Origin of the sequence: Paenibacillus ginsengihumi DSM 21568 (assembly GCF_000380965.1) — a bacterium.
GTDB lineage: Bacteria > Bacillota > Bacilli > Paenibacillales > NBRC-103111 > Paenibacillus_G > Paenibacillus_G ginsengihumi.
The window spans coordinates 85,401-108,410 of the sequence record NZ_KB905556.1 but is presented as its reverse complement, the minus strand read 5'-3'; the positions used below and the strand labels follow the sequence as shown (position 1 = coordinate 108,410).

19 protein-coding genes and 1 pseudogene are annotated in these 23,010 nt (G+C 59.2%); 15 read left to right on the top strand and 5 right to left on the bottom strand.

All coding sequences use genetic code 11. The annotated features are described in order from the left end of the window. Window positions 1-200 precede the first annotated feature (200 nt). From glsA to F591_RS0107240, 4 genes are all read left to right on the top strand, one after another. Entirely contained in the window at window positions 201-1,145 is a 945-nt protein-coding gene (glsA, locus tag F591_RS0107255; RefSeq protein WP_019533928.1) for a glutaminase A, read from the top strand. Window positions 1,146-1,256: 111 nt separating this feature from the next. Then, window positions 1,257-1,478, top strand: coding sequence for a hypothetical protein (locus F591_RS0107250; RefSeq protein ID WP_019533927.1), 222 nt, complete (start codon window positions 1,257-1,259; stop codon window positions 1,476-1,478). A gap of 83 nt (window positions 1,479-1,561) precedes the next feature. Further along, complete coding sequence (locus F591_RS0107245) at window positions 1,562-1,843, top strand: hypothetical protein (protein WP_019533926.1); 282 nt, start codon at window positions 1,562-1,564, stop codon at window positions 1,841-1,843. Window positions 1,844-1,875: 32 nt separating this feature from the next. Beyond that, a complete protein-coding gene (locus F591_RS0107240; protein ID WP_019533925.1) occupies window positions 1,876-3,837 on the top strand; it encodes a dihydroorotate dehydrogenase in 1,962 nt (653 codons plus the stop codon). Window positions 3,838-4,025: 188 nt separating this feature from the next. Here F591_RS0107240 and F591_RS29475 read toward each other — a convergent pair whose 3' ends face one another. Next, window positions 4,026-4,181, bottom strand: coding sequence for a hypothetical protein (locus F591_RS29475; protein ID WP_019533924.1), 156 nt, complete (start codon window positions 4,179-4,181; stop codon window positions 4,026-4,028). 963 nt (window positions 4,182-5,144) lie between these two features. Next, window positions 5,145-5,333, bottom strand: a pseudogene (locus F591_RS33515) (hypothetical protein); the annotation flags it as partial. Window positions 5,334-5,494: 161 nt separating this feature from the next. Between F591_RS33515 and abc-f the strand changes: the two are divergent. Both abc-f and F591_RS30120 read left to right on the top strand, forming a co-directional pair. Continuing rightward, complete coding sequence (abc-f, locus tag F591_RS0107230; protein WP_019533923.1) at window positions 5,495-7,327, top strand: ribosomal protection-like ABC-F family protein; 1,833 nt, start codon at window positions 5,495-5,497, stop codon at window positions 7,325-7,327. A 95-nt stretch (window positions 7,328-7,422) separates the two neighbouring features. After that, on the top strand, window positions 7,423-7,572 hold the full coding sequence (locus F591_RS30120) for an Ada metal-binding domain-containing protein (RefSeq protein ID WP_019533922.1): 150 nt from the start codon (window positions 7,423-7,425) through the stop codon (window positions 7,570-7,572). 273 nt (window positions 7,573-7,845) lie between these two features. On the opposite strand, the gene F591_RS0107220 is transcribed toward F591_RS30120, so the two are convergent. The 3 genes from F591_RS0107220 to F591_RS29470 form a co-directional block, all read right to left on the bottom strand. Further along, window positions 7,846-8,340 carry a metal-dependent hydrolase gene (locus F591_RS0107220; RefSeq protein WP_019533921.1) on the bottom strand — a complete coding sequence of 165 codons (495 nt, stop codon included), beginning with the start codon at window positions 8,338-8,340 and terminating at the stop codon, window positions 7,846-7,848. Between the two features lie 276 nt (window positions 8,341-8,616). Next, window positions 8,617-9,090: a ribonuclease H-like YkuK family protein gene (locus F591_RS0107215; RefSeq protein ID WP_019533920.1), complete on the bottom strand. Its 474-nt coding sequence runs from the start codon at window positions 9,088-9,090 to the stop codon at window positions 8,617-8,619. 461 nt (window positions 9,091-9,551) lie between these two features. Further along, window positions 9,552-10,478 carry a stalk domain-containing protein gene (locus tag F591_RS29470; protein WP_019533919.1) on the bottom strand — a complete coding sequence of 309 codons (927 nt, stop codon included), beginning with the start codon at window positions 10,476-10,478 and terminating at the stop codon, window positions 9,552-9,554. A 175-nt stretch (window positions 10,479-10,653) separates the two neighbouring features. Between F591_RS29470 and queF the strand changes: the two genes are divergently transcribed. The 9 genes from queF to F591_RS0107165 all read left to right on the top strand — a co-directional run bounded on the left by queF (window position 10,654) and on the right by F591_RS0107165 (window position 22,995). Beyond that, entirely contained in the window at window positions 10,654-11,148 is a 495-nt protein-coding gene (gene queF, locus F591_RS0107205) for a preQ(1) synthase (protein ID WP_019533918.1), read from the top strand. Between the two features lie 38 nt (window positions 11,149-11,186). Further along, complete coding sequence (locus tag F591_RS0107200; protein WP_019533917.1) at window positions 11,187-11,861, top strand: response regulator transcription factor; 675 nt, start codon at window positions 11,187-11,189, stop codon at window positions 11,859-11,861. Continuing rightward, window positions 11,858-13,243: a sensor histidine kinase gene (locus F591_RS0107195; protein WP_019533916.1), complete on the top strand. Its 1,386-nt coding sequence runs from the start codon at window positions 11,858-11,860 to the stop codon at window positions 13,241-13,243. Before F591_RS0107200 ends, F591_RS0107195 begins: the two co-directional genes overlap by 4 nt. A 152-nt stretch (window positions 13,244-13,395) precedes the next feature. Next, entirely contained in the window at window positions 13,396-15,207 is a 1,812-nt protein-coding gene (locus F591_RS0107190; protein ID WP_019533915.1) for an efflux RND transporter periplasmic adaptor subunit, read from the top strand. Continuing rightward, on the top strand, window positions 15,204-15,926 hold the full coding sequence (locus F591_RS0107185; protein ID WP_019533914.1) for an ABC transporter ATP-binding protein: 723 nt from the start codon (window positions 15,204-15,206) through the stop codon (window positions 15,924-15,926). Before F591_RS0107190 ends, F591_RS0107185 begins: the two co-directional genes overlap by 4 nt. Then, the gene (locus F591_RS0107180) at window positions 15,923-17,101 is read left to right on the top strand and encodes an ABC transporter permease (protein WP_019533913.1); all 1,179 of its coding nucleotides are present in this window, start codon (window positions 15,923-15,925) and stop codon (window positions 17,099-17,101) included. The genes F591_RS0107185 and F591_RS0107180 overlap by 4 nt, the downstream gene beginning before the upstream one ends. Window positions 17,102-17,128: 27 nt before the next feature. After that, entirely contained in the window at window positions 17,129-19,243 is a 2,115-nt protein-coding gene (locus F591_RS0107175) for a hypothetical protein (protein WP_019533912.1), read from the top strand. Between the two features lie 213 nt (window positions 19,244-19,456). After that, window positions 19,457-21,784, top strand: coding sequence for a helix-turn-helix domain-containing protein (locus F591_RS0107170; protein ID WP_156829481.1), 2,328 nt, complete (start codon window positions 19,457-19,459; stop codon window positions 21,782-21,784). Window positions 21,785-22,026: 242 nt separating this feature from the next. Next, window positions 22,027-22,995, top strand: coding sequence for an ABC transporter permease (locus F591_RS0107165; protein WP_019533910.1), 969 nt, complete (start codon window positions 22,027-22,029; stop codon window positions 22,993-22,995). The last annotated feature ends 15 nt before the right edge of the window (window positions 22,996-23,010 follow it).

Below are 23,010 nucleotides of genomic sequence, written 5' to 3'. Positions count from 1 at the left end.
CTCCTTCGATCACGATTCGTTATGGTGCATTGCTATTACGATGTCCCGTCTGATCGATTTCTATTACCTGGTTTCTCATTTACCCGTTTCTCATTGGCCTGTTTCTCGTCCGATTTCTCATCCGAAAGTTTGTCTTGGTGCCCGGCTTTTTTTGGGATAAAATAATGGTAAAGGCTGATTTTAAGGAGGCTACGCCGTTTATGGAGCCAGCTTCGGAGCTTGACCGCATACAGCAGCTATTGCCGGATTGGCTGGCCGCAAGCCGCCGGCTGACGCCGACCGGGAAGACGGCCGCTTACATCCCTGGGCTGGCCGCAGCGCCGCGGGACGCATTGGGCATAACGATTCTCGGCGGCGACGGAAAGACCGCATCGTTCGGAGATTGCGCGTTGTCGTTTACGCTGCAGAGCATCTCCAAGGTGTTCACGCTGATGTTGGCGCTGATGGAACGGGGGGAGGACGTTGTCTTTTCCAAAGTGGGCATGGAGCCGACCGGCGACGATTTCAATTCGATGCTGAAGCTGGAGCTCGTCGAGCCCGGCATTCCGTTCAATCCGCTGATCAATGCCGGGGCGATCGTCGTTTCTTCCATGATCCCGGGAAATTCCCCCGAAGAGAAAACGGAACGGATACTGGCATTCTTTCGGGAATTGGCCGCCGATCCGGCGCTCGACTACAATCGGGAGGTGTACCGGTCGGAATCGGCCACCGCTCACCGCAATCGTTCATTGGCTTATTTTCTGAAGGACAATCGGGTGCTTGAGGACGACGTCGAGGAGGTGCTGGACGTTTATTTCAAGCACTGCGCGGTGGAAGTGACCTGCAGCCATTTGGCGCGCATGGCTTTGGTGCTGGCTTATGACGGAAACGATCCGCTAACCGGACGCAAGCTGATCCCGCAGCGCTGCGTGCAGATCGCCAAGACGTTCATGATTACGTGCGGCATGTACAACGCCTCCGGCGAATTCGCGATCCGCGTCGGACTTCCGGCCAAAAGCGGCGTGTCTGGCGGCATTTTGACGCTCGTTCCGGGCCGCTACGGCATCGGGGTGATCGGCCCGTCCCTGAATTCCAAAGGAAACAGCGTCGCCGGGGTTCACCTGCTGGAGACGATCTCGACCGAGCTGAAGTGGAGCATGTTTTGAAGGCTGGCGGAAAGACCGGTTAACAAACGATTTTTCCATTGCCACGATGCGCAGGACGGTCTACACTGAATAGGCAAGCGCAACGATTTTACAGAGTTAAGGTGTGATCTTATGTCGGAAGCTCGCCAAGAGCCGAACGCCGCGGGGACGGAAGCCCCGCAAGCCCCGAAGAAAATGTCGCTCGCCGAAGCGGCGAAACAAATGCTGGCTCAGAAGAAAGCGCAGGCAACCGGGAAAGTGAAGCCCCATCATTCGGTCGGCGGCGGCAATCAGACGATGAAGAGCCAGCTGACCAAGAAGCCCAACAATCAGCGCAAACGCATGGGTGTGTAACGAGGCTTGCAGGATAGACCGCTTATGAGAGGCGGTTTTATTTTCTCATTTAATATACGGCTGCTCGCAGAAAGGGGATTTCGATGTTTCGGATTATCGCAGCCCGCATGGAACACAGCAAGGAGAACGGGTATGTCGGTCAGGTCGACTTCGAGTACGAAGGGCATCAATCGTCGTATACCGTGACGCTGCAGAGCAAGGACGGCAGAGATTGGGGCTACAGCCTGCTGTTTTTGAGCGAATCGGGCAGCGAGGAAGAGATCGAAGCGGTGGAGGAACTGCTTGAGGAAGACGATGAGGCGTTCGATCAGCTGGTCGAGGCTGCTATGAGCAAGCTGGGCCATGGTGGGAATGGGGAGGCGTGATGTGCACGCAAGCTTAGGAAGGAGGATCAGCCATGCCGGATTGGTCCTATCATACGCTGTTCCGTCCGCTGCTGTTTCGGCTTCCCGCCCGCGCCGCCCGGGATTTTACGCTGGGGGCGATGGGGCTGCTCAGCCGGCTGCCGGGAGGCACGCTCGCGATCAGGACGCTCGGCCACATGGAATCGCACTCGCTGCTGGAGAGCGAGTTGTTCGGACTGCGACTGCGGTATCCCGTCGGCTTAAGCGGCGGTTTGGACTCGCGCGGCACGGCCGGCAAGGCGCTGGCTCAATTCGGCTTCGGCTTCATGGAGATCGGGCCGGTGACGGTGGAGGAGCGGGAGGATCGTAGGCCGATACGCCGCGACGTTGCGCGGGAGGCGATCATCTATCCTGACGCCAGCGCCAACGAAGGCTTGGACAAGACGATCCGCCGGCTGAGCCGCAAGCAGGGCCACAGGCTGCCGCTAATGCTGCGCATACGCCCGGCGCCGGGAACTTCCCCAGAGCAGGCTGCGGATGAGATGGAGCGGCTCATGCGCGGGCTCGCCCCGTATGCCGCGGCGTGGTACGCCGACTTCTTGAATGAAGAATGGACGCCCGAGCAGACGCTGCTGCACTTGGAGCGTATTCGCCGGACAGGACGAGAGGCGGGCGGCGCCAAGCCGATGCTGCTGTATGTGCCGCTCGACTACCCTGACGGCCGTCTGGAGTCGCTGCTTGACGCCGAAGCGATCGCAGCGTGGGACGGCATCGTGATCGGGGATGCCGTGTGTATCGGCGAAGGCGACGTCATCGGCAAGGACGGCAAGGAGCGCACGCTGCGCAAGCTGGCGGCTGTAAGGCGCATCCTCGGCGGGGAGATGCCGGTCATTGCGGCGGGAGGGGTTCACGAGCCGCGGGATGCGCTGCAGCTAATGGCCTCGGGCGCGGACTATGTTCAGCTGCATAGCGGGCTTGTATACGCCGGGCCGGGGCTGCCCAAGCGTATCAACGAAGCGGTCATTTACGAGAAGGTGCGGCAGATGCCGCAGCCGGAGTTTCCTTCATTTTGGCAGCATTGGGGCTGGATGTGCCTGCTTGGCATCGGCATGATCGTCGGGGGCATCCTCGCCTGGATCGTCGCTGCGACCACGGTCATGCTGCCGTATGATACGCTCTATCTCGGAATGGGCCCGGCCGATCTCGGGCTGGCGAATCCGTTCCTCCTTCCCTTCATGTCGCACGATCGGATCACGCTGGCCGGCACGATGATTTCTATCGGTATCCTGTACTATTCATTGGGCAGGCACGGCCTGCGAAAGAACGAGCACTGGGCCAAAACGGCGCTCGCAGCATCGGGAATCGTCGGGTTCAGCAGCTTTTTCCTGTATTTGGGTTACGGTTACTTCGATCCGCTGCATGCGGCGGCGGCCGCGCTGCTGCTTCCTCTGTTCGCATTGTCGATGCGGGGCACGGCGAATTGGCCGTCGTATGCGCCGGTCAACACAGTGAACGACCTCGTCTGGCTTCGCGCCCAGCGGGGGCAGTTCATGATGGTGGCGCTCGGCTTCGCTCTGGCCATCGGCGGGCTCGTCATTGCCGGAGTCGGCGTCACGAACGTGTTCGTTCCGCAGGATTTGGAGTTTTTGTGCGCGTCTCCCGAAATGCTGGCGCAGATCAATGAGCGGCTCATTCCGCTGATCGCCCATGACCGGGCCGGCTTCGGCGGCGCGCTGTTCTCGAACGCCATCGCGGTGCTGGCGGCGGCGCTGTGGGGTATTGGCGAGGGTCGGCGCTGGCTGTGGTGGACGCTGCTGATCGGAGGCTTGCCGGGGTTCGTCGCAGGATTCAGCGTTCATTTCTACATCGGCTATACGGACTTTATTCATCTGCTGCCGGCCTACGTTGCCTTGGCGCTGTTCGTGCTCGGACTCGTCTGGCTGTATCCTTATATGATGCGAAAGCCGGCTGCATTCGAGGGCAGCATCGGGGCAACGCCAAGGAGGATGGCCTAGGCGGCCGGCTTGACCTTGCGCGACAGCATCGCTGCCGTTGTCTTGCGGCGAAAAAGGCGGCAGCCTGTTTCTGTGCGAAACGGCTGCCGCCTTTGCTTCTGAATAATGACGTCAGCCGCTTCATGGAACCGTTAGGTGTCGGCTGTCCGGCCAATGAGGCAGGCTGCTGCTTTACAGTAACGCCTCCTTCAATCCTCTGGCGTTCGATCTACATACAGTCGGGTTACTTCCGTAAATTCGCCGCGCTCGATCTCTTCTTCCGTCGCTTTTTCCTCCAACGGGTCGTGCGTATTGGCACCGGGAGCGATCGTCGGCTCCTCCCGATCCTTTCGATGGTCTTCCACGATTGCCCAGCTCCTTTCTTCAAGTAGCATGCCGCCAGCGGCCGCTTTCTATTCCGGGCGGCTCGTCTGCGAACCGAACCTTTGTTATAATCGTTTTTTCCTTTGAGCCGTTTCCGATTTCAGGGTATAATACGTACATCGATCCCGATAATGGGGACGGTATTTTCCGCCAAAATGTCAACAACCCCAGATGACAGCCGATGACGTGAATCGTTCGTCACAGGTGCCAAAATCTTATGTAAATCACGGAGGACCTTATCGACCGATGAAGTAAGCAGCGTATTCCCTCACCGCAATTGAACTCGCTTGACTAAGCGGCCTTTGCCTGCTCGCCAGGCAGAGCGGAACGGGATACGTATGTCGATAAGGGACTTTACGAAGCAGCGTGAATTGATGCAAATGGAGAAGACCGAGGCCCATATAGGCGGCTCCTATATGATCGCGTCTTCCGCGTCTTTCGCCATGCTGTGCCCCTTTCGCCGTATTCCCGACCGCAGGCAGCCGCCTTGCGGTTTTTCTCATTTGCTTAGAAAGTCTAACTCCTTTAGCGAAGGCCGACCGACGAGGCGGCATTCGTGTGTTATAGGCGAGGCGTCCAGCAAGAAATAGGGCCAGTGCCTGTGCTCCAGGCTGGGGGCCGGGCCCGTGCCAAGAGCCGCGTCCCATGTAAAGGGCAGGGTTCCGTATCAAGGGCTGCGTCCGTGCCAGGGTTGGGTCCTGTGCCAAGGGCTGCGTCCGTGCCAAGGGTTGGGTTCCGTACCAAGGGCTGCGTCCGTGCCAGGGTTGGGTCCTGTGCTAAGGGCTGCGTCCCGCGCCAAGGGTTGGGTCCCGTACCAAGGGCTGCGTCCGTGCCAGGGTTGGGTCCTGTGCTAAGGGCTGCGTCCCGCGCCAAGGGTTGGGTTCCGTGCCAAGAGCTGCGTCCGTGCTAGGGGTTGGGTCCCGTGCCAAGGGCTGCGTCCCGTGTCAAGGTTGGGTTCCGTGCCGATGGCTGCGTCCCGCGCCAAGGTTGGGTTCCGTGCCGATGGCTGCTTCCTGGGCTCCAACCTGCTGCAAATGTTGTATTTTGTACAACAAAAACGGGGATGTAAACCGCCAGTGCGGCTCAATGTTGTAGAAAGTGCAACATTTTGGGCGATGTTCCCGGGTTTGAAGTCATTTTCACCTAAAATGTTGCACAAAATACAACATTCCCCTTTGTCTAGCGCGAAAGATACGGAAAATGTTGCATTTTTTGCAGGATTTGCCGCCTCGTGCGCCGGTTGCGCGCGGGTCCAATGGCATTTTGAAACGAAACGGGGATTGGAGGAATGTGCATGTTTGTGCTGAAAGCGAAAAATCTCGGCAAGGAATGGAACGGAAGAACGCTATTCGAAAAGGTAACCTTTGATGTCGCCGAAGGCGAGCGCATCGCATTGTTTGGCCGTAATGGAACGGGGAAATCTACGTTGCTGAACGGCCTGCTCGGACAAATAACGTTTGATGAAGGAAGCGTTCAGCGGCTGCTCCCTTTGGAAGAATGGGGCTGGATGAATCAGGCGGTGGAGGAGAGCTCGCACGAAACGGCGCTAACGTTCGTTCAGTCCGGCACGCCCGAGCTGTACCGGATCAAGCGGGAGCTGGCGCGTCTGGAACGTGAGCTTGGAGAGCCGGGAGCCGGAGCAGGCCAGACGATGGAGGAGAAGCTGGGACGCTACGGGATGCTGCAGGAGCAGTATATGCTGGCAGACGGGTTCGGCTGGGAGCTGAAGGTCGAGAAAAGCTTGCAGCGGCTGCAGTTAACTCCCGAGCTGTGGAATCTTCCTTACGCCAGGCTGAGCGGCGGGCAAAAGACGCGCGCCCAGCTTGCCCGGGTGATGGTCCGGGAGCCGCAGTTCATCGTGCTGGACGAACCGACAAACCATTTGGACGAAGCGACGCTCGATTGGCTCGAGAAATGGATCGCCGATTATGCGGGCACCGTGCTGTACGTGTCGCACGACCGGGCGTTTATCGACCGGACGGCGACGGCGGTCATCGAATTGACCTCGAGCGGCTGCAGAAGATACGTCGGCGGATATACCGCATACCGGGAGCAGAAACGGGTAGAGCGGCGCACCCAGGAGGCGCTGCACAAGAAGCAGGAGCAGGAACGGCAGAAGTTGCTGGAGAGCATCCGCCGCTACGAGCAGTGGTTCCGTCAGGCGCATAAGGCGGCGGGACAGAATGATTACTTTCGCTCGCGGGCCAAAAAGAACGTCTCTCGCTTCAAAGCGAAGGAGTCCGCGCTGGAGCGGCTGGAGAGCTCGCGGGTGAAACAGCCCAGGGACGAGCGGCAGCTCTCTGTGCGGATGGAGAGCGAGCCGGTCTCCGCTTCCACGCTGCTGCGGATGGAGAAGCTGAGCTTTGCCTATACGGCAAGCGGGCGGACGCTGCTTGATCACTTCAGCTTGACGGTGGAGCGGGGCGACCGGCTGGCAGTTATCGGCCCGAACGGCGCGGGCAAAACGACGCTGCTCAAGCTAATGATCGGGGAGCTTAAGCCGCAGAGCGGGATGGTCCGGCTTAATCCGCAGACGGTCATCGGCTATTTTGCCCAGGAGCTGAACGCTTTGGACCCGGAGGAAACGCTGCTGGACAGCTTGCTCAAGCTCCCGGATATGACGCAGTCGGCCGCGCGCACGATCTTGGGGTGTTTCCTGTTCAGCGGAGACGACGCGTTCAAGAAAATCGGCGATTTGAGCATGGGGGAGAAATGTCGGGCGGCGTTTCTGCGGCTGTATTTCGGCCGTGCCAACCTGCTTGTGCTCGACGAGCCGACGAACTATTTGGATATCGACACCCGGGAGATTATGGAGGAGGCGCTGCTGGAATATCCCGGCACCCTCGTCATCGTGACGCATGACCGCTATCTCATCCGCAAATTGGCGGACCGGCTCGTTGTGCTCGCCGGCTCCGAGGCGATCACGTTTCCCGGCACTTACGAGGAATACGCCTCCAGAGACAGGCGGCGTGCGCCGACTGGCGACGACATCCGCCGCGAGAACGAGCGGTCCCGACTGCAGCTGCGCCTGGCCGTCCTGATGAGCCGGGAGGACCCGGAGGACGAAGAGGAGAAAGCGCGGCTGCTGGAGGAAATCCGGCAGATCAAAGCGCAGCTGGATGAGTGAGCATCTCTCGCCTTGCCGGGAAATGTTGCCTTTCCATTCGGTAGAGCGATTTCAAAAAGGGCATCCCGGGTTATACTGGGGATGGAGGCGAGCCGATGAACGAGAACACACGATTAACCGAAGCGGAATGGCAGGCGATCGCAAGCAATGATGCGCCGTACGATTCGCAATTTATATATGCTGTCCGGAGCACGGGCATCTACTGCCCTCCCTCCTGCAAGCAGAGGCTGCCGAAGCAGAAGTGACGGGAATGCAGGGGCAGTTTGCAACCAGATAAGGCGTATCCCGGATCATTGGGGCGGAAAAAGACGGCTTATGCCAGCGGCCGATGCTGACGTATAAGGGATAACGGAGGACAGCTGCCGGATACGCCGCCGCCGAGGTCAGCTATGACGGCCATGACGCGGAAGCAGCATGAGCGAAAAGGAGCGCCGGGATCACGAGTGACCTGGCGCTCCTCTGCAAGGAATACCCGCTATTTCAGACAGCCGGTTCCTCCGTATAAGCTCTTCGCCTCTTTAGAACGGAATCGTCGAGAGCGGAAGATAAAGGCCGACGGCAAGCAGCAGCCAGCGGAAAACCGTTTCCTCCGCCGCGCCTGTATCGACAGCCAGGAAGGCGGGCAGCAGGCGAATTTTTCCTTTCAACGGCCACAGCAGCTGCACCCCTTTCTCGTTGAGCAGGTCAATCAGCGGGTGCGAGGCGTAAGCTGCCACGAACGTCCATGCGTACAAGGCGGGCAAGGGCGCGACTGCGGCAGAGAGAGCTGCGATGAAGAGCAGCGAGTGGGTCACCGTCCGGTGGCGGACTTTGATGATACGCAGCAGCGCCGACAGCGGGAACAATATTTTGGCCATCGTCGACCCCTGCTTGTCCACATCGGCAAGCGGCCCGGCGAGACAGCCGAGCAGCAGGGCGCCGGCGGCCTCCCATGACAAAAAAGGAACATCTAGATGCATAACGACCATTTCCGCGGCCACCAGTCCGGCGGCGCTATGTGTTTTTTGCAGCATGGTAAACCCCCCGTCCAAGCATACCATAGATTGACAGCCAGGACGAGATGTTTTTCGAACAAATGTGCGCATTGATGCCGGACATGACCCGAAAAAAGCGCAAAAAAAAGCCGAACCATGTCCGCAGCATGCTACGGGGTCCGGCTATTGTCTGACCTCCCGGGCAATATATGTGCATTAGCGTCGCGGGGCGCCGAACGGTCGAGTCTCCCGGTACCGTGCCCGGACATTCCTGCCAATAGCCTATATCCCGGATCAAGGCCTGCTTCCGAGGTGCTATTCCGCGAACCGGTCGGCCACCGCGCTGGCCCCGTAGGACAGCGGCTTGATGCGCGCTTCGTAGCCGACGGAGGTCACCCAGCCTTTAATCTCCTGGATCAGCATTTTCGTATCCCCCTGCTGGCCGATATCGATATGAATTTCCAGCGGCCACTGCGAGGTCAAGTCGCTCATCCCTTGCTTGTTCAGCAGCTCCACCAGCTCCAGGCTCAGCTCGGTTTCCCGGTAGATGCGCTGGCGCAGGTCGCGAAGCGGTCGGCTGCGTACTTTTCGGTAAAAGAAGCGGGCTCCCCGGCCGAGCCGGTGAATAATGACAGCGGACACCATAATGGTGTAGTTCTTCGTTGTGTGGGAATCCGTGCCTATGACCAGCTTGTATTCCGCTTCCGGTTCCTGGCGTACGAATTCGTGAAGCTCGTGAATCATTTGCTGGATCGGCACCGAACCTTGGGAAGGACTGACAAACTGCATAGCGATCACTCCCTTGATCTAACATCCCCATCTCCTATTATTATAGACGATTCCTTGTTAAAATAGTGCGAATTTTCTGTACGTTATTCGTCCATTCTATCTTGAAAATTTGGCGGTATACGCCGACAAAATTTCAATACCGCAGGTGACGACCGATGACGAAAGGAGTCGCTCGTCATAGGCGTTTATCTTGAAAATAGCCCGGTGTCCGTGGCACATTTTCATCTTCTGATGGTGCTGCGCCAGCGGCATGGGCGTCTATCTTGAAAAATCAGCTTAGCCTACAAGCCGAATTTTCAACACCGAAGGTGACGACCGATGACGAAAGGAGTCGCTCGTCATAGGCGTTTATCTTGAAAATAGCGCCTGGCCCGCAGCCCATTTTCACCATCTGATGGTGCCGCGCAAGTCGCATGGGGCAAGGCCCTTTCAGGCCCTCTTCCCGGCCAGCGCGCCTTCGCTCAGTCCTCAAGCGGCTCCAGCTTCAGGTCGGTAATCCGAATGTCCTTATATGCGGAGACATCGCCTTTGCACATGAGCTCATAGGCACTGGCGCCGCTGCCTTTTGCGGGGTCCATGCCGTGTATTTCGACGCTCATCGGGGCTGTTCCCAGAAGCTTGCCGTCCGCTCCGTAGAAATCGAGGTTGGCTGATACGCGGTAGCGCCCATCCACTTTGAGGCTGGCCCACGCTTTGATCCGGGTGAATTGTCCCTCCGATGCCAATCTTAAGCTGCCAACGGCCAGCCGATTGTCCGCATCCGTGAAATTCAAAGTCGGCGGCGCCATCAAGCCGAACGGTATCGGCGATACCTCGGACAGCGTGACCGCGGCGTAGGACGTCAAATCGCCATCTGCAATGGCCTCGAATGGCTTGATCTGATCCCCGTGCGTGGCGAACTGCTGCTCCAGCGCCACTTCCCCGATCCGTTCTCCTCGCTCATTATAAAAATAAAGCCGGGCCGTCACTTCCGTCTCCTTCAAATCGGGAACCCAGTTTCGGGCATTCGCCATCATGTCCCAATGGGACTGGCCGACGAACAGCTGACCCGTCACTTTCGTCTGCTGACCTTGTCTGTTCACCTGAAGCTGGCCGACCCGGATCGAGCTCTCCATATCCCTGACTGCAAAACGGTTGTCGACCGTAATCGTCTGTGAAGCGTCGTCATAGGCGACGACGGCGCCCAGCTGCTCTGCGACAAAACGGATCGGCACATACGCGTGCCCGTTGTAGTTCAGTACAGCATAGTCGGGAGCAGGGGTCCGGCTTTCGCCGTTAATGACGAATTGGGCCGGGAAAAGAAACGTTTGCACGATATCGCTGGCATAAGCAGCGGTCCCCAGCGTTACGCTGGCGCCGACGGCAAAGCCGATCACATATTTTTTCATCACGGACGTTCTCCTTTAAATCGAAACGGGATTTTGATAACTAATAGACGGAGCGCCGTCCTGAAAGTTACGCTGTTTTTACACTGGAAAAACCATTGCCGTTCTTACTTTCGTCCTACACATGGGTTATAATGAAGCATACAATGTTGCCTTAAGCAGAAAGGAGCCGCCGAACATGGCTGGAAGAAAGCAAGACGAACTGGACCTGACGCTGCTTGGCAGCGAGAGGACCGCCTATCCGACAACCTACGCTCCGCAAGTGCTGGAGACGTTTGACAACAAGCACCCTTACCGCGATTATTTCGTGAAGTTCAATTGTCCCGAATTTACAAGCTTGTGCCCGATCACGGGACAGCCGGACTTTGCGACGATTTATATTAGCTATATTCCGGATTTGAAAATGGTCGAGAGCAAGTCGCTCAAGCTGTATTTGTTCAGCTTCCGCAACCACGGCGATTTTCACGAGGACTGCATGAATATCATTATGAACGATCTGATCAAGCTGATGGATCCGCGGTATATCGAGGTGTGGGGCAAATTTACGCCGCGCGGCGGCATTTCCATCGATCCGTACTGCAATTACGGCAAGCCGGGGACGAAGTTCGAGCAGATGGCCGAGCAGCGGCTGCAAAGTCACGATCTGTACCCGGAGAAAGTGGACAATCGCTGAATACGCGGACGAATTTAGGCAAAAGGAAGTCGTAACGGATGACCAATGTGCTGATTGTGGATGACGATACGAATATCCGAAAGCTGATCAAGGCGACGCTGCACGGCGAAGGCTACGGGGCGGTCGAAGCGGCGAACGGAGAAGAGGCGCTCCGGCTTATGGACGCCACGCCGGTCGACCTGATCGTCCTGGACATCATGATGCCGGGGATGGACGGCTGGGAATTTTGCCGCACGGTCAAGGAGACCAGGGATATCCCTATCATCATGGTGACCGCCAAGGGCGAGGTGTCGCAGAAGATCAAAGGGTTTCGGCTCGGCACCGACGATTATCTGGTGAAGCCGTTCGATCCGATGGAGCTGCTCATGAGAGTCAAGGCGCTGCTGAAGCGGTACCGGATCGAGCATTCGCAGAAGGTGCAGCTCGGCGACGTCTCGATCGACCGGCGGATGCACGAGGTGCAGGTGAAGGACAAGCGCCATTTGCTGCCGCTCAAGGAATTCGAGCTGCTGTTCCGGCTGGCGAGCTATCCGGGGCAAATTTTTACCCGCGACCAGCTGATCGAGCAGATCTGGGGCTCCGATTACGACGGCGACGAGCGTACCGTCGATGTGCATGTGCGGCGGCTGCGGGAGCGGCTTGACGGCGAATCCGACCACGTATCGATCGTGACCGTTCGCGGTCTCGGATACCGGCTGGAGGTCCGGCCGTGATTCGCAGCTTTTATTTTCGCCTCGTCGTGATCGTCCTGCTGGTCGTCTGGTTCAGCATTGCCTTGTCGAGCTTCACCACCTCCAAGCTGTTCCGGTTCAATATGTCCGACCGCTTCGAGGAGAGGCTGAGAAGCTCGGCGCAGACGACCGCTTCCCTGCTTCAATCGGTCGGGCCGTCCAAGCTGGACGAGGTCGTGCCGACGCTATCGAAGCTGATCCCGATGCACGAATACGAGCTCTACGAGGCGGACGGGCAACTAATCGCCTCGGCGCCGGAAGCCGGCCGGCGGCTCATTCCCCTTGAAGCGGTCAGCCGCGTGCTGGAAGGGGAGGCATATACGGGACATTTGGAGCGGGAAAACAAGGATGAGCCGCCGCTCCCGTATACAGGCTTTCCGTTCATCGCCGAAGGGGAGAAATACGCGCTGTTCGTCTACCCCGATACAAAACGGCAAATCCGCGATTTTGAGAACTTGCGCAATCAGATTCTGATCAACGTGCTTGTGATCGGCAGTATTCTGATCGTCATCGCCTCCCGCTATCTGGTACGCCCCGTCAAAAAAATTACCGAAGCGACCCATCGCATCGCTAAAGGCGACTTCGACGTCTCCCTCGACATCCGGCAAAAGGACGAATTGGGCAGCCTCGCCGAGAGCATACGGCATATGGCGGGCGAGCTCAAAAAAATGGAGGAGATGAGACAGACGTTCGTCTCCAACGTCTCTCACGATATTCAGACGCCGCTGACGTCCATCCGCGGATTTTCCAAGCTGCTGCAAAACGATGCGCTGCCACCGGAAGAAAGGCTCAGCTACCTGAAAATTATCGAGCAGGAATCCGAGCGGCTGTCCCGGCTGAGCGAAAATTTGCTGAAGCTCGCTTCTCTCGAATCCGAGAATTATCCGTTTCACTCGGTGCCGGTGAAGCTGGACGAGCAGCTGCGGAGAGCGGCGGTCGCCTGCGAGCCGCTGTGGTCGGCCAAGGGACTGGAGCTGCGGCTGGATTTGCCGAAGGCGGTCGTGGTGGCTGACGAGGATTCGCTGAACCAGGTTTGGAGCAATCTGCTTCACAACAGCATCAAGTTTACGCCCGAGGGAGGCCGGATCGATATCTCGCTCACCACCGGCCCGGAACTCGTCAAGGTCAAGATCTCCGACACCGGCATCGGCCTTTCCAGGCAGGACCGCGAGCGGATGTTCGAACGGTTTTTCAAAGCCGACGCGTCCCGTTCCGAACACGGAGGCAGCGGATTGGGGCTGGCGATCGTGAGGGAGATCGTCGATCTTCACGGGGGAGCAATCGACGCCCAAGGGGAGCCGGGGGAGGGTACAACGATTACGGTGACGCTTCCGCTCCAACCGGCTCTTAAACCCGTTCCGTAACCCGTTCTTTAACCCCCCTTCCTTAATCCCTCCCGCAGCTGACTTTTCCCGATATACCGGCCGTTAGTTCGCTTATTGAAGCGGGCTAAGGGCCGGTTTTTTCAGTTTATTTTAAGCTTCAGTTCAAATTCAGTTCAAGATATGCCTTTATAATGAAGGGCATGAATCAGACGGATTGGCGCGCGAGCTTCGGCAGGCCGGGGGCGCGCCGCGAACTGGAGGAGGGGCAGACGTTGGCTTTAGGTCGCAGGAAACGATGGGTGCTGGCCATTCTTGCTGTCGTGCTGGCAGGGGGTGGCACCGCTTATTATTTTGCCGTTAAAGAGAACAAGCCTTCGCAAGCGGCGGGGCAGGAAGCCCAGGGCATAGCGGTTACCCGGGGGGATATTCGCGTTACGATTACAGGGACGTCGCAGTTTCAGGCGCAAAATATGCAGGACATTACCGCTCCCGCAGACGGCACGATCAAGATGATGAACTTGACGCGGAGCAAAGCGGTCAAGCAGGGGGATGTGCTGCTGGTCATCTCGGACGTTGACCTGGAGGCGAATTTGAAGGATGCGGAGGCCCGGCTGGCAACGCTGCAGAGGGAGCTGCAGGAGCTGACCGAGCAGCAGGGAGCGATGCGGATTACGGCGCCGATCAGCGGGAAATTTACGCTCTCCGGCAATTTGGAGACGGGCTCGAACCTGAACAAGAACGCAAAGATCGGAACGATTGCCGATACGAGTGAATTCACGGTCAAGCTGCCGTACATTCTTGAAGAAGCCTTGCAGTTGCAGGCGGGGGAAGAGATCGATTTGACGATCGAAGGCCAGCTGCTGACAAAGGTTGGCAAAGTCGAGGCTGTTGACCGCGTGACAAGAGCGGGACAGGGCGGCGCGAAGCTGGTCGACGTCACGGTGAAGGTCGCCGGCGACGGCACGCTGGACGCAGGGCTTGCGGTGACAGGCAGCGTCATGTATGGCGACAGGGAGATCAAGTCCCAGGGAAGCGGCACGCTGGAATATGCGCGTACGGTAACCGTCATGTCCGGAGCGTCGGGCACGATCGGCGAGCTGAAGCCGAAGAGCGGAGAATACATACAGCAAGGCGATCTGATCCTGACGATCGCGAACGATTCGCTGCAGGACGATATCGCCGCCAAGCAGGCCGATGTCGAGCGGCAGGCGGCGAACGTCGAGAACCTGAGCAGGAAGCTGAGCGAGCTGACGGTGGTCGCGCCGTTCGACGGCGTGTTCTCGGCAGATTTCGCCGATCAGAAGAAAAATGTGCTGGCCAGCTATCCGGTAGGGGTCAGCGTGAAGGCGGGTACCGCTTTCGGAGCGGTGGCCAGCCTCGATACGATGACGCTTGCCGTGCAGGTGGACGAGCTTGATCTGCCGAGCGTGAAGCCTGGGCTGAAAGCGCAGGTCACCGTCGACGCGCTGCCCGGCCGAAGCTTCGAAGGGGAAGTGCTGCAGGTGTCGACGGTCGGGGTCACGACCAACGGCGTGACCTATTACGATGTGATCATTGCCGTGCCGAATACTGAGCAGAGCGAACTGAAATACGGCATGACCGGCACGGCGGAAATCATTGTCGAGGAGAAAAAGAACGCGCTGCTGCTGCCGATCGAGGCGCTTCAGCAGCGGGGCGGCCGACGGACCGTCACCTTGAAGAAGGCGGACGGGACGCTCGAGCCGAACCATCCGATCGAGATCGGCATTCGCAGCAAGACGCATGTCGAGGTGACCGAGGGCCTTGAGGAGGGCGATCAGGTCGTCATTCCGACGCGCCAGCAATCGACGAACCTGAACCAGCAGCAGGCTGACCAGCTCCGCCGGCAGTTCCAGGGCGGCGCCGGGGGAACGACAGGCGGCGGCATTCCCGCCGGCGGAGGTGGCGGCTTCCCCGGCGGAGGCGGCGGATTCCAGGGCGGTGGCGGCGGATTCCAGGGCGGTGGCGGAGGCGGTTCGCGATGAGCAACATCATCGAGCTCAGAAACATCGTGAAGGAGTACGGCAGCGGCGACGAGAAGGTGCGGATTCTGAAGGGCATCTCGCTGGACGTGGCCAAAGGCGATTTCGTCGCCATCGTCGGGCCGAGCGGCTCCGGCAAATCGACCTTGATGAATACGATCGGTCTGCTCGATTCGCCGAACGAGGGAACGTATACGCTGGATGGGGTGGCCACCGAGAAGCTGAGCGATAACCAGCTGGCGGAAGTGCGCAACCGCAAGCTCGGCTTTATCTTCCAGCAGTTCAATCTGCTGCCCCGCTTATCCGCGCTGGAAAATGTGGAGCTGCCGCTCGTCTATGCGGGGCTCGGCAAGCAGGAGCGGCGAGAGCGGGCGCTCGCGATGTTGCAGTCGCTCGGCATGGAGCACCGCATCCATCACAAGCCGAACCAGCTCTCCGGAGGCCAGCAGCAGCGCGTCGCCATCGCCCGCGCGCTGGCTGTGCAGCCGGCGCTGCTGCTGGCCGACGAGCCGACCGGCGCGCTCGACTCGAGAACCGGCGCCGAGGTGATGGAGCTGATGGTCCGGCTGAATGAGCAGGGGAATACGGTCGTGCTGATCACGCACGACAATCATATCGCCGCTAATGCCAAGCGGGTCGTGTCGATTCGCGACGGGCTGATCGTCGACGACCGGCGCAACGCCGCGCTGCCGGAGGCGTCGGGAGAGGCGGTGACCGTATGAATCCGTGGGAACTGGTCTCCATGGCGTTCCGCACGATTACGGCCAAGCCGATGCGCACCTTGCTGACGATGCTCGGCGTCATCATCGGGGTTGCCTCCGTCGTCACGCTGGTTGCGATCGGGCGGGGCTCGACCGAGCAGATCGAGCAGCAGTATGAGAGCCTGGGCACGAACCTGCTCGTCGTGAACGTGCTGGGCAACGGGCGCGCTACGCAGCTCGATTACGACGAGCTGATGACGCTGGAGCAGCTGCCCGAATTCGAGTCGATCGCTCCGACGATCACCAGAGGCAACTCCAACGTCAAATACGACCGCACCAGCGAGACGTTCACGGTCATCGGCACGAACGACCGTTACCAGACGCTGATGAAGACGGAGCTGGCGAGCGGGCGCTTCATCGTCCCTGCCGATCTCGAGTTCCGCAACCCGGTGGCGGTGCTTGGCAGCGGGACAGCCGAGACGCTGTTCGGCAGCGCGAACCCGATCGGGCAGACGGTCAACATCGACGGCGTCATGTTCACCGTCGTCGGCCTGCTGAAGGAAAAAGGCTCCAACGTCGGCGGCAGCTCGGTGGACGATGCGGTGATCGTGCCGCTGGAGACGGCCCGCAGAGTATTCAAGCTGGGCAGCATCCGCACGACGTACATCGAAGCGCCCAGCAGCGATCAGGTGCCGGTGGCCGATTCGACGATCAAACAGTATTTGAGCTATAAATTCAAGAGCACCTCCGGTTACATCGTGATGAATCAGGAAGAATTGATGAACGCGCGAGTAGCGGCCTCGAGCACGCTGACGAATCAGATGATCAGCGTCGCCTGCATTTCGCTGCTCGTCGGCGGCATCGGCATCATGAACATCATGCTGGTGACGGTCAGCGAGCGGACCCGGGAGATTGGCATCCGCAAATCGATCGGCGCCAAGCGCTGGCACATCATGGCCCAGTTCCTGACCGAGGCGGTCGTCATCAGCGGCCTGGGCGGGCTACTCGGCCTGCTGCTCGGCATCGGCGCCTCGTACGGCTGGCCGCTGATCAATCCGAACCAGCCGACCAGCGTGTCGCTAGATATCGGCATGTACGCGTTCCTGTTCTCGGTGCTGGTCGGCGTCGTCTTCGGCCTGTATCCGGCCCGTCAAGCATCGCGATTGAAACCGATCGACGCGCTCCGCGTGGATTAACGGCATAATGAGGAGGGATTACGGACAATGCGGAATTTGCGCAGCGCCATGCTTCGGTTCGGCCGAAGCTGGCTTGTCATGGTATTGGCATTAGTATTGCTCGGCTCGCCGCTTGCCGCGCCTGCGGCGCAGGCCGGCAAGCAAGGCGTCTTTCTGAACGCGTCCGTCTATTTTACTTTGGAGGAGGCGGTCTATTCCGCGGGAGCGGGAGACGCCGCGCTGCGCTTTACGCTCAGGCTGCATAACGGTGGCGGGAGCTCCGTCGATTTCAACCGTTACGGCGTCCGCGTCGCCGATGCGCCCGGCAGCAGCTATGCGGCGCAGCTGCTCAGCAGGCAGACGGCCCGCGTCGAGCCGGGCCAGTCGCAGGACTTCCGGTTTCTGTCGCAGCTTTCCGGTTCGCCGGACGCGCGGGGGCTGAAGGTGACCATATTCGAATGGGACTTAAGCCTGGCGAATTTCATGAAGGATATCGGTTCGCTGAACGTCGCCCCCGCACTCGGGGAAGCAGGCCGCCCCGTGCAGGAAACGGCGCTTCAACTCAAGAAGGCCGACGCCTCGCTGCCCGACGATTCGACGGTCATCTTCCGCCCCGAGCGGGCGTACCCGGTGTTTGAAGGCAATACGATGCAGCTGTATGTGGAGCTGCTTGCCGAAAACGCCGGGAATACGAGCTTGTCTCTGCCTGACGGGCTGAAATACAGGCTGACGGACAAGAGCGGCCAGCAGTATGCGGCGACGGTCGTGTACGGCGCCGATCAGCCGCTATTGCCCGGCAAGAGCCGCAAGCTTACGCTGCGGTCGGCGCTTCCCGGGGCGCCTTCGGCAGATGGCGGGCTGAAGCTGCAGCTGTATACGGCGGCTGTGGCGGGAGCGGAGGAATGGGTGGCCGGAACGTTCGCTCTCGCCGATCTGCTGCAGCCGCGGAAGGTTCGGGAGTCGGCCGCTTACTTGCTGGATGACGGCAGCGACGGCCTGACGGTGAAGCTCGACTCCGCGACGTTGTCGGCCACCGGAGACGAAGCGACCGTGCGCGCCAGGGTCGCGCTGAGCAACGATACGTCCCGCGCTGTCGCCGTTCCCGCGCTGGTCGCCTCGTTCCAGACCCGCTCCGGGGAAGCGCAGGCGCAGGCGACGGATACGTCGGCGCATCCTTCGTTCCTGTCGCCCGGCGAGACCGCTTCCTATTACTTCCAGGCGGTGCTGCCCAAGGCGGCGACAGAGGACGACGTTCAGCTCGCGCTGCTCGAGAACAAGGCGGCGGGAGGAACGGAGACCGCCGCAGGCGGGCTGCAGCTTCCGCTGTTCGTGGCCGATCTGGCCGGCGCCTCGGCTTACGGCGGCGATTCCGGCATGATTGTCGGCTATCAGTACGGGCAGCCGCTTCATTTGCCGGTCGGCGGCATCGTGGAAGAGAACCTGGAGGTCGTGCTGGCCGACCTGCGCTTGTATGAGAACGAGAGCACCGGCTATCCGACGGCCGTCGCCAAGTTCAAGCTGACCAACCGGGGAGACCGCTCGCTGCCCTTGCCGGAATGGACGACGGAGCTCGTCGCGCCGAACGGCCAAATTTTCAGCGGCGTCGCGAAAGCGGCGGAGGGGCAGACGATCGCTCCCAACACGAGCGCGATGGTCATGCATTCGTACATGCTGGGCACGTCCGATGTCGGCGATTCGTTCATGATGCGCGTAACGGACGAAACGTCGGCCGCTGCGAAGAAGCTGACGATCGCCTCCTTCCCGATCTCCCTGCGGACGGACGAGGGGCTGGAAAACAGCGAAACGATGAACTTCTATCCGTTCGCCATGCGGATCAAAGATTTCAACGTCTATACGACGTATGGCTCAAGCACCTACAGCTATACGATGAAGATGGAAAATATGGCGCAGTGGCAGGAGCCGCTCGTCGTCGATGCGAATGCGGTCAAGGCCCACTTCGAGCTGCTCGACGAATACGAGAACGTCATCGCGACGACGGACGTGCCGTTCATCGGCGCCGAAAAACTGGCTAACGGCAAAAATCAGGTTGTATTTTCCGGCATCCGCTTCGATTGGCTCGGATCGAGAAACCACGTGAAAATGTACGAGCTGCTGGAGACGCCGTCCGGTACGGTCAAGCGGTTCCTGAAGCAGCTGAATTAGCATCAGCCGGTCTTAAACCGGCCGGTTCATTTATCTTGTCGAACCCCTGATACCCGCGTGCAGCGGATCGGGGGTTCGTTTCTTGTGGCCGCCGCATTCTTGCATCCGCTATGTAAGGAGGAACGAAGGAGGAACGGAAATTGCTATGTTGCGAATACAAATTTTTTGCTAAAATGGAAGGTACCATCATTGACCGAAAGGGCGATGCATCCGATGATTGCAGAATGGAGATACGCCTGGCGCATTCCGCGCTACAAGCGGCTGCTGCTCGCTTTTGGCGTGCTGATCGGCGCCGTCCCTGTGCTTGCCCTCGGTCTCTTTTCCTATTATATTGCGGCCGGGGACGTGGAGGAAAAGACGAAAGAGGGCAATATGCAACTGCTTAGGCAGACGCAGATGCGCGTCGAGCAGGCGATGAAGACGCTGGAGCTGACGGCGATTCAATATGCCAATTCCCCTCAAGTTGCGTCGGCGATGAACGAGCCGCTCGATGTGTCCGATTTTATTCGGGTGCGCAATTTGTATACGGGATTAGCCAATTTGCAAACGCTTCCAGGCATTAGCGAAGGGTATTTGATCGGCATTCAGGAGGGCTGGGCGATCGGCTTTACCAGCGTAATTCCGCTTGCGGAGCTGCCGTTCCGGGACCGGCTGGAGCATTATGCGAAGCAGCCGAACGCCTTGTTTTGGGATATCGGGGCGCCTCAGCCCGGTCCGGACGGCGAGATTGGGGCGACGGGGAGCCCGACGATCCGCATGGTGTACAAGCTGCCGATTCTCCCCTTTACGCAGCAGCCCAAAGGCTACCTCGTGATCGAAATGCTCAAATCGCAGTTCAGCACGCTGCTCGCTGCGGAGAACGACCGGCTGGGCGATATTTATGTCATCGACAGCGAAGGGGTCGATTTTATATACGGGAACGACCTCTCCGGCAATCCTTACGGGCCGGTTAACGCCAGGATCGCGCAGGCGGCGAAGGCGACGGGCAGCGAGAACGGTTTCTGGCAGGAGGAGGTGGACGGCCGGGAGATGGTGTTCTCTTACCGCTTCTCGCCGTATAACCGCTGGATCTATGTGTCGGCGGTGTCGCTGGAGCAGATCACCCGGGAGACGGGCAAAATCGCTGTCGCCACCTTCGTCGCCTGCAGCGTCATTCTCGTCATCGTCGGTATCCTTGCCTGGCAGGGCAGCCGCCGAATGTATTCGCCGATCCGGCGCCTGTCGCAAATGACGGCGGGCGTTCAGGCCGGCGGAGCCGATCCCGCGGACGAGTTCACCTCGCTGGAGGAACGGTTTCGCACCTTGTTCAGCGCGGGCCAGCAGCTTCAGCAGCAGATGCAGGGCCAATTCCAGCAATTGAAGGAGTTTCTTGTGCTGAAGCTGTTCGCCGGCCAGCTGTCCGAGAGCGACTTCGCTTACCGGAGCAGGCTGTTCGGCTTTCCGACGGAGTGGCGGCGGCTTGTCGTGCTGACGCTGCAGATCGACACGCTGCAGGATACGCGCTATCGGGAGCATGACAAGGAGCTGCTCTTGTTCGCGATTCATAATATGGTCAGCGAAATCATTCCTGCGAATCTGCGATTCAGCCCCGTGCTGCTGGAGCAGTCCCAGGTGACGCTGCTGGCCGGCGACATGGACACCGACGAGGAGCTGAAGGCGTACTGCTACCGGATGGCGGAGCAGATTCGGGCCAAGGTGTGGGAGTTTCTGCAGGTGCAGGTCAGCATCGGCATCAGCCGGCCCTTCGATAAAGCGTCGGAAGCCGTTCGCGCGTATAACGAAGGGCTGGAGGCGCTGAAGCGGCGCATTTATTTGGGCAACCGGCTCATTCTGCATTACGACGATATCCAAGCCGAGCCGAACGAAGCTGCCGCTGCCGCTTATACGCAGCTGAAATGGAACGAAGAGCAGCTCGTCAAGGCGCTGAAGCTGGGCGATGCGGAGCAGGCGGAGCAATGCTTCGACCGCTACATGGCGGAGCTGGTGACTCGCAATCCGGGCGTGGGCGAATATCACGTTTACATGATGCAGCTTGTTTCGCGCATGTGCCAGCTCATTCAGGAGCAGGGCGGTATCGCGAATCAGGTACTGGGGGAGCGGGCATTGTACAAGCAATTGATGAAGCTGAACACGGTGGAGGATATTAGCGACTGGTTCAAAAGGGAACTGCTCGCACCGGTGCTCGCCTTCCTGAACCGGCAGGCCGAATCCCAGTATGCCGGCATCGTCCAGCGGATGGTCAGCCTTGTGCAGCAGCGCTACGATCAGGACATTACGCTGGAGGCGTGCGCCGCCGAGCTGAACTTTCATCCGGTCTATTTGAGCCGCGTGTTCAAAAAAGAAATGGGGATTCCATTCAGCGAATATTTGGCGGAATACCGCATGAACTTGGCCAAGGAATGGCTCGATACGACGACGATGAAGCTGTCGGACATCTCGGAGAGGCTGAATTATTCAAACACGACGGCGTTCATCCGCATGTTCCGCAAGGTGGTCGGGATGACCCCGGGACAATATCGGGAAAGAAACGAGCCTAAGTGACGCCAGAATGACCAAGCTGCGCCGGACGGGGCGATGACGCCTTGCTCCGGCCTTTTTGCCGCCATCTGGCTGCAGGTTATATCCGGTTCATCGCAGGTTAAATCCGGTCAATGGCGGCGATCCTCTGTCTGCGCCGGGCTTGGCCTGCGGCATGGCGGACGGAACAAGTTGCATTCGGTGTATAGCATGTTACGGCGCACTCCCCGATAATGAGGGCACAACGACGAAGGGAGGCGCCTTAGATGACGACACAGGCTACTACACAGACTACTGCCGATGTCCGGCCCAGCGCCCGCAGAAATCGCCGGCTTGCCTGGATGAAGGATCTCGTCAAGGATCGCTGGCTGTATTTGATGGCTTTGCCCGGCATTCTTTATTTCGTTATTTTCAAATATGTGCCGATGTACGGGCTCATCATGGCTTTCCAGGATTTCAAGCCGCATCTTGGCTTCTCGGGCAGTCCGTGGGTTGGCTTCAAGCATTTTCAACGTTTTTTCGGCGAAGAGCAGTTCTGGATGCTGTTTCGCAACACCTCGCTGCTGGCGGTGTACAATCTGATCTTCTTCTTCCCGCTGCCCATCGTGCTGGCACTCATGCTGAACGAGGTGCGCAGGGAACGCTTCAAACGGTTTGTCCAGACGCTGGTGTACATTCCCCATTTCGTATCGTGGGTCGTCGTGGTCGGTATTTTCTATATTTTGTTTACGACCGAGGGCGGACTCGTCAACGAAATTGTGTATGCGCTTACCGGCGAAAAGATTCCGTTCCTGCTGGCTCCCGAATGGTTCCGAACGATGATCGTCAGCCAATCGATCTGGAAAGAAGTCGGCTGGGGCACGATTATATTCCTGGCGGCGCTGGCCGGCGTCGATCTGCAGCTGTACGAGGCGGCGCGGATGGACGGGGCGGGGCGCTGGAGACAGCTGTGGCACATTACGCTGCCGGCGATCCGCAGCACCATCGTCATTCTGTTCATCCTCCGCCTCGGCAGCTTCCTGGACTCCGGCTTCGAGCATATTTTCCTGATGCTGACGTCCACGAACCGCGAGGTGGGCGAGGTGTTCGACACGTACGTCTATATCAAAGGGCTGACGCAGGCGCAGTTCAGCTACAGCGCGGCGGTCGGCATGTTCAAATCGGCGGTCGGGCTCGTGCTCGTGCTCGGGGCGAACTGGCTGGCCAAGCGTTTCGGAGAAGAAGGCGTGTACTAGGGCTGCGCGCCGGAA

Excerpts from the sequence above, each read along its gene's own strand:
- F591_RS0107190 (WP_019533915.1), top strand. The coding sequence starts at position 13,396 with ATGAAGGGCATGAATCAGACGGATTGGCGCGCGAGCTTCGGCAGGCCG.
- F591_RS0107240 (WP_019533925.1), top strand. The coding sequence starts at position 1,876 with ATGCCGGATTGGTCCTATCATACGCTGTTCCGTCCGCTGCTGTTTCGG.
- F591_RS29470 (WP_019533919.1), bottom strand. The coding sequence starts at position 10,478 with ATGAAAAAATATGTGATCGGCTTTGCCGTCGGCGCCAGCGTAACGCTG.
- queF (WP_019533918.1), top strand. The coding sequence starts at position 10,654 with ATGGCTGGAAGAAAGCAAGACGAACTGGACCTGACGCTGCTTGGCAGC.
- F591_RS0107180 (WP_019533913.1), top strand. The coding sequence starts at position 15,923 with ATGAATCCGTGGGAACTGGTCTCCATGGCGTTCCGCACGATTACGGCC.
- abc-f (WP_019533923.1), top strand. The coding sequence starts at position 5,495 with ATGTTTGTGCTGAAAGCGAAAAATCTCGGCAAGGAATGGAACGGAAGA.
- F591_RS0107165 (WP_019533910.1), top strand. The coding sequence starts at position 22,027 with ATGACGACACAGGCTACTACACAGACTACTGCCGATGTCCGGCCCAGC.
- F591_RS0107170 (WP_156829481.1), top strand. The coding sequence starts at position 19,457 with ATGATTGCAGAATGGAGATACGCCTGGCGCATTCCGCGCTACAAGCGG.
- F591_RS0107215 (WP_019533920.1), bottom strand. The coding sequence starts at position 9,090 with ATGCAGTTTGTCAGTCCTTCCCAAGGTTCGGTGCCGATCCAGCAAATG.
- F591_RS30120 (WP_019533922.1), top strand. The coding sequence starts at position 7,423 with ATGAACGAGAACACACGATTAACCGAAGCGGAATGGCAGGCGATCGCA.
- F591_RS0107245 (WP_019533926.1), top strand. The coding sequence starts at position 1,562 with ATGTTTCGGATTATCGCAGCCCGCATGGAACACAGCAAGGAGAACGGG.
- F591_RS0107175 (WP_019533912.1), top strand. The coding sequence starts at position 17,129 with ATGCGGAATTTGCGCAGCGCCATGCTTCGGTTCGGCCGAAGCTGGCTT.
- F591_RS0107185 (WP_019533914.1), top strand. The coding sequence starts at position 15,204 with ATGAGCAACATCATCGAGCTCAGAAACATCGTGAAGGAGTACGGCAGC.
- F591_RS0107200 (WP_019533917.1), top strand. The coding sequence starts at position 11,187 with ATGACCAATGTGCTGATTGTGGATGACGATACGAATATCCGAAAGCTG.
- F591_RS0107220 (WP_019533921.1), bottom strand. The coding sequence starts at position 8,340 with ATGCTGCAAAAAACACATAGCGCCGCCGGACTGGTGGCCGCGGAAATG.
- F591_RS0107250 (WP_019533927.1), top strand. The coding sequence starts at position 1,257 with ATGTCGGAAGCTCGCCAAGAGCCGAACGCCGCGGGGACGGAAGCCCCG.
- glsA (WP_019533928.1), top strand. The coding sequence starts at position 201 with ATGGAGCCAGCTTCGGAGCTTGACCGCATACAGCAGCTATTGCCGGAT.